The sequence below is a fragment of the Methanoculleus sp. UBA208 genome, from assembly GCF_002498065.1.
In the GTDB taxonomy this organism is placed as follows: domain Archaea; phylum Halobacteriota; class Methanomicrobia; order Methanomicrobiales; family Methanoculleaceae; genus Methanoculleus.
The window spans coordinates 1-7202 of record NZ_DAFZ01000006.1 but is presented as its reverse complement, the minus strand read 5'-3'; the positions used below and the strand labels follow the sequence as shown (position 1 = coordinate 7202).

The 7202-nt window shown below is 64.5% G+C and carries 4 protein-coding genes and 1 pseudogene; 3 read left to right on the top strand and 2 right to left on the bottom strand.

From position 1 onward, the window contains the following. A pseudogene (locus BRA62_RS00380) lies at window positions 1-859 on the top strand (radical SAM protein); the annotation flags it as partial. A 519-nt stretch (window positions 860-1378) separates the two neighbouring features. Here the strand turns inward: BRA62_RS00380 and BRA62_RS00375 are convergent. Continuing rightward, window positions 1379-2515, bottom strand: coding sequence for a CBS domain-containing protein (locus BRA62_RS00375; protein ID WP_292364052.1), 1137 nt, complete (start codon window positions 2513-2515; stop codon window positions 1379-1381). Between the two features lie 52 nt (window positions 2516-2567). Between BRA62_RS00375 and BRA62_RS00370 the strand changes: the two genes are divergently transcribed. Together BRA62_RS00370 and BRA62_RS00365 are read left to right on the top strand one after the other, a co-directional pair. Further along, window positions 2568-2831, top strand: coding sequence for a PRC-barrel domain-containing protein (locus tag BRA62_RS00370; RefSeq protein ID WP_292364051.1), 264 nt, complete (start codon window positions 2568-2570; stop codon window positions 2829-2831). Window positions 2832-2872: 41 nt separating this feature from the next. Continuing rightward, a complete protein-coding gene (locus BRA62_RS00365) occupies window positions 2873-3607 on the top strand; it encodes a tRNA(His) guanylyltransferase Thg1 family protein (RefSeq protein WP_292364050.1) in 735 nt (244 codons plus the stop codon). On the opposite strand, the gene ileS is transcribed toward BRA62_RS00365, so the two are convergent. Continuing rightward, window positions 3590-6772, bottom strand: a complete 3183-nt coding sequence (gene ileS, locus BRA62_RS00360) for an isoleucine--tRNA ligase (protein WP_292364049.1) — start codon at window positions 6770-6772, stop codon at window positions 3590-3592. The two genes, BRA62_RS00365 and ileS, sit on opposite strands and share 18 nt — an antisense overlap. Window positions 6773-7202 lie beyond the last annotated feature (430 nt).

Below are 7202 nucleotides of genomic sequence, written 5' to 3'. Positions count from 1 at the left end.
CAGGGAGAGCGCCCCGGACCTCAAAACCCTGCACATCGACAACATCAACCCGGGCACCATCGCCCGGCACGAGGATGCGGCGCGGGCGGCGCTCGCGGCGATCGTCGCCGACCACACCCCCGGCGACACGGCGGCTTTCGGTATGGAGACCGCCGATCCGGCGGTGGTGGCGGCTAACAACCTCAAAGCCATGCCGGACGACGTCTTCCGCGCGATCGAGGTCGTGAATGACGTCGGGGGAAAGCGAACCCAAGGGGTCCCCGAACTCCTCCCGGGCCTGAACTTCATCGTCGGCCTCGCGGGGGAGACGCCGGCGACGTTCGATCTGAACGAGGCGTTTCTTAAGCGGGTGCTCGATGCCGGGCTCCTGGTGCGGCGGGTGAACATCCGGCAGGTGATGCCGTTCGAGGGAACAAAAGCCTACGATGAGAACACCCTCGGGAAGCACGACGCCCGGTTCCGCTCCTTCAAGGAGTGGGCCCGGAAGGAGTTCGACGAGCCGATGCTCCGCCGGGTCTTTCCCGTCGGCACCGTTCTTTCGGAAATCGTCGTCGAGGTTCCCGGCAAGCCGTCGTTCGGGCGGCAGATGGGCTCGTATCCCATCCTGGTCGGGATCCCCCTCGAACTCCCGGCAAGGACGGTTCTCGACGCCGTCGTGGTGGACTGGGGGATGCGGTCGGTGACGGCCCTCCCCTGCCCGGTGGAGGTCAACACCCTGCCGGTAGCGGCGCTCCGGTGGATCCCGGGCGTCGGCAAGAAGAGGGCCGCGACCATCGCCGCCCGCCGGCCGTTCGGGAGCCTTGAAGAGTTCCGTGAGATCGCCGGGGAGACGGGGATTGAGAAAGTGATGAGGTTTTAGGGCGGGGACTCTTTAGTGGCGGTAGTTCTTTTCAGGAGTAGCGTTTGTCCGTATCTGGCTGCGCTCGAACTCCACTCCTGAAGAATAGGGTTCCTGTGATGCTCACCTCCCGCGCTTTAAGTCAGTTGCAACCCCCATCTACGAATTTCCCGTGGGTATCGCTCTTGGGGGAGGGGCTGACGGGGAGGGGGGAGCATCCCCCCTCCCCTGTCTCCTCACACCGGATGCCTCTCCTCACAAAGCCCCCCACCGCCCGCGCTTCGCGCTCCTCATTCGCACCTGACGGTGCTCAAACTCCTTCCCCACACCTCACGGTGCTTAAGCTCCGTTCCTTCGCACCTTCGGTGCTCACGCTCTGGTTCTAACGAACCGTCGCGCTTCGGAACGTCGCACCCTGCGGGGAAGTCGTTCCGCCCCCCTAGGGGGGGCGGGCAGTGCGTGGCGATATCCCCTCGGAATCCGTGCGTGGTGATAAGCGATGTTCCGATAGGAAGCGGCTGTCCTGCCGAACGCCTCCTCCTATTCCTCCTCCCGCAACTCCATCACCCGGAGCACATCCGTCCGGGTCACGATCCCGACCAGGTTGCCGTCTGCGACCACGGGAATCCTCCCGATATCCTGGCCCGTTATGATCCTCAGCGCGTCGATGAGCGGTGCCGACGGCGGGAGGGTGGTCGGGGTCCGGGTCATGACGTCCCGCACCTGCATCGCCTCCCGGTCGGCCGGCGAGATCTTGTGGACGTCGGCGAGGGCGACGATCCCGACGAGCGATCCCCGTTCCACCACGGGAAAGCCGAGGTGCTTTGTCTCGTACATCATCTCCAGCAGCTGAGGGAGCGGCATTGACGGTTCCACGGTGGCGACCGGGGTGCTCATCGCGTCCGCCACGGTGACGTCCTGCAGCAGGATGTTGTAGCGCAGGTACGTGGCCTCCTGGTTCGCCCCGATGTAGATGAAGAAGGCGATGATGATCAGGATGGGGTTTAAGAGCAGGAGCCCGACGATCCCGAAGATGACGGCGAACCCTTTCCCGACGTCGGCGGCGATCCGGGTCGCCCGGGAGAGCGGCATCCGCCGGGCGAGCCACGCCCGCAGGACACGCCCCCCGTCCATGGGGAACGCCGGGAGAAGGTTGAACCCGAAGAGCAGGACGTTCAGGAGCCCGAGGTAGCCGAAGGTGAAGACCAGGACGCCGGCAACCCCCGGATCCATATCGATCGCCGCAAAGATGTAGACCAGGGCGCTGGAGATCACGCCGACCGCAAGGCTCGTGAGCGGTCCCGCGAGCGCCATGGGGAGCTCTATCTTCGGGTCCGGCATCGTCTCCTCCATCTGCGAGACCCCGCCGAGGATGAGGAGCGTGATGCTGTGGATCTCGATCCCTCTCGCTTTCGCGATGAGCGAGTGGGCCATCTCGTGGATGAAGACGCCGAAGAAGAGGCCGAGCGCGACGACGATCCCGAGGATGTAGGGGTTGAACCCCGCCGTAATCAGCGTCACGTCGATAGGAACACCGAAGAGAACCGCGATCAACTCGGTCGTGAGCAGGATCTGGCTCCCGATGATCCATGCAAAGAGGGGGATCACCAGGAGAAAACTCCAGTGCAGTTTGACCGGTATTCCGGCCAGCCTTCCGATCTGTAGCGACGCTTCCATGAAAAGGAGTATCTTTTTATCATTTATAGTAATATACCTTCAGAGGATACCGATGAGAACACAGATCACAGAGATGTTCGGACTGCGCGTCTACACCGACAGGGCCGTCTATATCGGGAGCGTTGACGACGTCGTGCTCGACGTGGACCAGAAAAAGATCGACTCGCTTGCAGTCGGCGAGCTCAACCCGGAGATCGGGGAGGTAAAGGGCTACGCAGGAATGCAGATCCCCTTCCGCGTCGTAAAGAGCGTCGGGGATATCGTCATCGTCCGCCACATCCCCGGGATCTTCAGGTCGCCGGCAAAAGAAGATTAACCGCGATGTCCTGCCTGTCCGGGGCTCCCTGCCGATAGAATATGGATACCAGAGACCGTGAGATCTTCTCGAACCTCACCATCTTCCCCCCCGTTTTTGTCCGGCTCGACGGTCGGGCCTTTCACCGTCTGGTCCGAGCGCTCAATCTCAAAAAGCCGTTCGATCCCGCGTTCTGCGCGAGCATGCGGGCAGTCTGCCGTTACCTTCTCGCGGAAAGCGGGCTTAACCCCACGTTCGCCTACACCTTCTCCGACGAGATCAGCCTCTACTTCCGGACGCTGCCGTTCTCGGGACGGGTGGAGAAGCTCGACTCCGTGACCGCCGCGGTTGCGGCGAGCGCGCTCACGATCGAACTCGGGTGTCGCGAACCCCTTGCGTTCGATGCCCGGACCATCCCCGCGGCGGGAGAGTTTGCGGTCGAGTATCTTAAGTCGAGGCAGAACGAGGCGTGGCGGAACCACATCAACGCCTACTGCCAGAACGCGCTCGTCGAGGAGGGGATGACGTCCCGGGAAGCCGCCGCGGCGCTCCGGGGGATGCAGTCCGAGGAGATGCACGAGATGATGTTCGAGCGGGGTGTCAACCTGGCGGCGACGCCGGCCTGGCAGCGGCGGGGAACGCTGCTCTACCGGGAAGACTGCACAAAAGAGGGGTACAACCCCCTGACGGGGGAGACCGTGCAGGCCGTACGAACTTGCATCCGGGAACCGGAGGAGACGCCTCTCTTCTCGACGGAGGAGGGCGAGGCCCTGATCCGGTCACTCACCGGCGCGTGAGATGCCGATCTGCATCTGCACGCCTTCCACGTCCCAGTCCTTCTCGAGCGCAAAGGGTTCTTCCGCCGGCCTCTCTCCGTCGGTGCGGCGGACGGTGAGGGCTGCCGCCCGCACCTCCCCGGCGATCTCCTTCTGCCACTCCTCTTTTGCGATGAGCGAGGCCACCCGCTCGTCGGCGACATCCACGGCCGCGACGATGAAGTCGTCGACGTTCAGGTCGAGCTGGCGGCGCATCTCCTGGATCCGCCGGATCACCTCGCGTGCGTATCCCTCGGCCTCCAGCGCCGGCGTGAGGGTGACGTCGACGTAGACCGTCGCGTCCTTCATGGGGGCGGCAAAGACGCCCTCGGGGAGGGACTCGGCGAAGGTGACGTGGCGCGCGGTGATCTCGTAACCGTCGAGTTCGGCCTTTCCTTCCCGCTCGATCGCGGCCTTCAGGGCGGTGCCGTCCGCCTGCTCGATCAGCGCCTTGACCTTCGGCCCATCTCTCCCGAACTCCGGGCCGATCGCCCGCATCACCGGCTCGGCCTGCCAGAGGATCCGGTCCCATGTTCCGGTAACGACCCTGACCGTCCGGGAGTTCGCCCGGTTCAGGGCGAGGTCGTTTAAGTCCTCGAGAGCCGTATTCACCTCGTCGCTCCCGGTGACCACAACGGTCTCGGAGACCGGCCAGCGGAGTTTCCGTCTCCCGGCCTGCCGGGCGGTGGCGACCGCGTCGTCGAACGACCGGACGATCTCCATGGCGTTCTCGAGGTCGGGCGCGATCAGCAGGTCGTCCGCCTCCGGCCAGTCGAGCATGTGGACGCTTTCCGGGTCGCCATCGAGGCGAAGGTTGCCGTAGATCTCCTCGGCGATATGGGGGGCGAACGGCGCAAGGAGCGCGGTCAGGCGGCGCATGACGTAGTATACGGTCTCGTAGGCGTACCGCTTCTCCGGCGAATCCTCTTCGAGCCACATCCTCGGCCGGACGAGCTGCACGTACCAGCGGGAGAGATCCTCGAGGATGAAGGAGGCAAGCGCCCGCGTCACCTTATGGAGCTGGTACTCCCGCATGTCCCCGGCCGTAGTCCGGGCGAGCGAGTTTACCCGGGAGACGATCCATCGGTCCTCTTTTGGCATATCGTTGATATTGCCCCGGACGAACGATCCGTCCCAGAGGCCTCCGGCCTCCGGTGCCGGCTCGAACGAGTCGAGGACCATGTACGGGAGCGGGAACCGGTAGACGTTCCAGAGGATGTTGAGCGTCCTGTGGATGGTCTTGACGCTGTCCCAGTTGAACTTCAGGTCGTCCCAGGGAGCGTTCGCCCAGAGGACGTAGAACCGGAGGACATCGACGCCGAACTGATTCACGACCTCCTCAGGCGTCACCACGTTGCCGAAGCTCTTGCTCATCTTGCGCCCTTCTGCGTCGAGAGCGAACCCGTGCATCAGGACGCTCTTGTAGGGGGCGCGGCCGAACGCCACGGTGCTCGCCCCGAGCTGGGAGTAGAACCAGCCCCGGGTCTGGTCCTGCCCCTCAGTGATGAAGTCCGCCGGCCAGTAGCGGTCGAAGGCTTCGCGCTCCCTGGGGAACCCGAGGGTCGCCCAGGACGCGACAGCCGAGTCGAACCAGACGTCGAAGATGTCGGCGACCCGGCGCATCTCCCCCCCGCAGGGGCACGGGATGACGATCTCGTCCACATAGGGGCGGTGCGGATCGGCGACCTCCGTTCCGGACCGCTCCTCGAGCTCGGCGACGGTGCCGATGACGGTGTGCTCACCGCACTCCTCGCACTGCCAGATGGGGATGGGAATGCCCCAGTAGCGCTGCCGGGAGATGCACCAGTCCCGGGAATCCCTGACGAAGTCGTGGAACCGGGCGCTCCCCGCCCACTCCGGGTACCACTTCACCTTCGCGATCTCCGCAAGCATCGGTTCGCGGATCTCGGTGGCCTTCAGGAACCACTGGGCCGTCGCGCGGTAGATGATGGGGGTCTTGCACCGCCAGCAGTGGCCGTAGCGGTGGGTGATCGTCCGCCGGGCGAGGAGGTAGCCGCCGAGCGTGTCGATGACGAGATCGTTTGCGTCCCGGACGTACATGTCCGCAAACGCCCCGGCCTCCGGGGTGAAGCACCCCCCGGAATCGACTGGGCAGAATACCTCAAGACCTTCCCGGATGCCGACCAGGTAGTCGTCCCACCCGTGTCCGGGGGCGATGTGGACGAGACCGGTGTTCTCGAGCGTGACATAGTCGGCCGCAACGACCCGGTGCCGGATCTCAGTCTGGCGCGGCACGTGACCGGCGAGCGGCGAAGCGTACTCCGTTCCGATGAGGCTGTTCCCGCCGACCCTCTCAAGGACCGTGTAGTCCTGGTAGCGGCCCATCTTCAGGACGGACTCGACGAGTTCGTCGGCGATCCAGAGGATCTCTTCGTTGCCGTCCTTCTTCGCCCGCACCCGCGCGTAGGTGAACGCGGAGTTGACCGCCACCGCCACGTTTGCGGGAAGGGTCCATGGCGTCGTCGTCCAGATCACCAGGTACTCGTTCTCGCGCCCGGTGATGGGGAATTTGACGAAGATGGAGGGGTCGGTCTCGTCCCAGTACTCCACCTCGGAGTCGGCGATCGCCGTCTCGCACCGGGGGCACCAGTTCACGACCCGGTGCCCGCGTTCGAGGAGGCCGCGCTCGTCCGCCCGCTGGATCGCCCACCACGCGGACTCGATGTACTCCTCCTTGATGGTCTGGTAGGGGTTGTCGAAGTCGAGCCAGATGCCGAGCTGCCGGAACTGGTCGCTCATGATCTCCATGTGTGTCACGGCAAACGTCCGGCACTGTTCGATGAACGCGGCGATCCCGTAGTCCTCGATATCCTTCTTGGAGGTGAACCCGAGCTGATGCTCCACCTTCACCTCGATGGGGAGGCCGTGCATGTCGTAGCCGGCCCGCTCGATGATATTAGCGCCCCGCATCCGGTGGTAGCGGAGGACGGCGTCTTTTATGATCTTGTTCCAGGCGGTGCCGAGATGGATGTGGCCGGTGGTGTACGGCGGCCCGTCGACGAAAAAGAACGCTTTTCCATCCTGTCTCAGCGCCTGAACGCGTGCATAGGTGTTCTCCCGTTTCCAGTTGTCCTGGACTCCCGCCTCAAGCTTGCGCGGGCTATAACTGCCGGTGACCTCTTTCACCTCGTATCCCTCATATTCAGCACTCTGGTGTACCGTTTGTTGTTGGGGGACAAAGCGTTTTGTACTATGGGGAGTGGTGCAGACTCACGCGAAGTGCGACGTTCCCGAAGGGCACGGAGCTCGAGCACCGAGGGTGCGGGGAGCGACTTCCCCTTTTGGGAAGGAGTTTGAGAAGCCCGGGTTTCGAGCCGTGAAAGGGCGCGACGTGTGACCGTGTGCGATCCCGAAGGGGGATGGTCAAGTGGGGAACTTGTTGGGAGACGAAGTAAGCGAAGCGAGGGAAAAACCCGGTACACTGGACCGTGGGGGCATCGCCATTGGGGGCGGGGCTGACGGGGGGGGGGGGGGGGGCCCCCCCCCCCCCCCCCCCCCCCTCTCCTGACCCCCCCCCCCCCCCCCCCCCCCCCCCCCCCCCGACACACCCCCCCCC

What these genes read in the sequence shown, in the direction of transcription:
- BRA62_RS00375 (WP_292364052.1), bottom strand. Translation starts at nt 2,515, where the DNA reads ATGGAAGCGTCGCTACAGATCGGAAGGCTGGCCGGAATACCGGTCAAA.
- BRA62_RS00365 (WP_292364050.1), top strand. Translation starts at nt 2,873, where the DNA reads ATGGATACCAGAGACCGTGAGATCTTCTCGAACCTCACCATCTTCCCC.
- BRA62_RS00370 (WP_292364051.1), top strand. Translation starts at nt 2,568, where the DNA reads ATGAGAACACAGATCACAGAGATGTTCGGACTGCGCGTCTACACCGAC.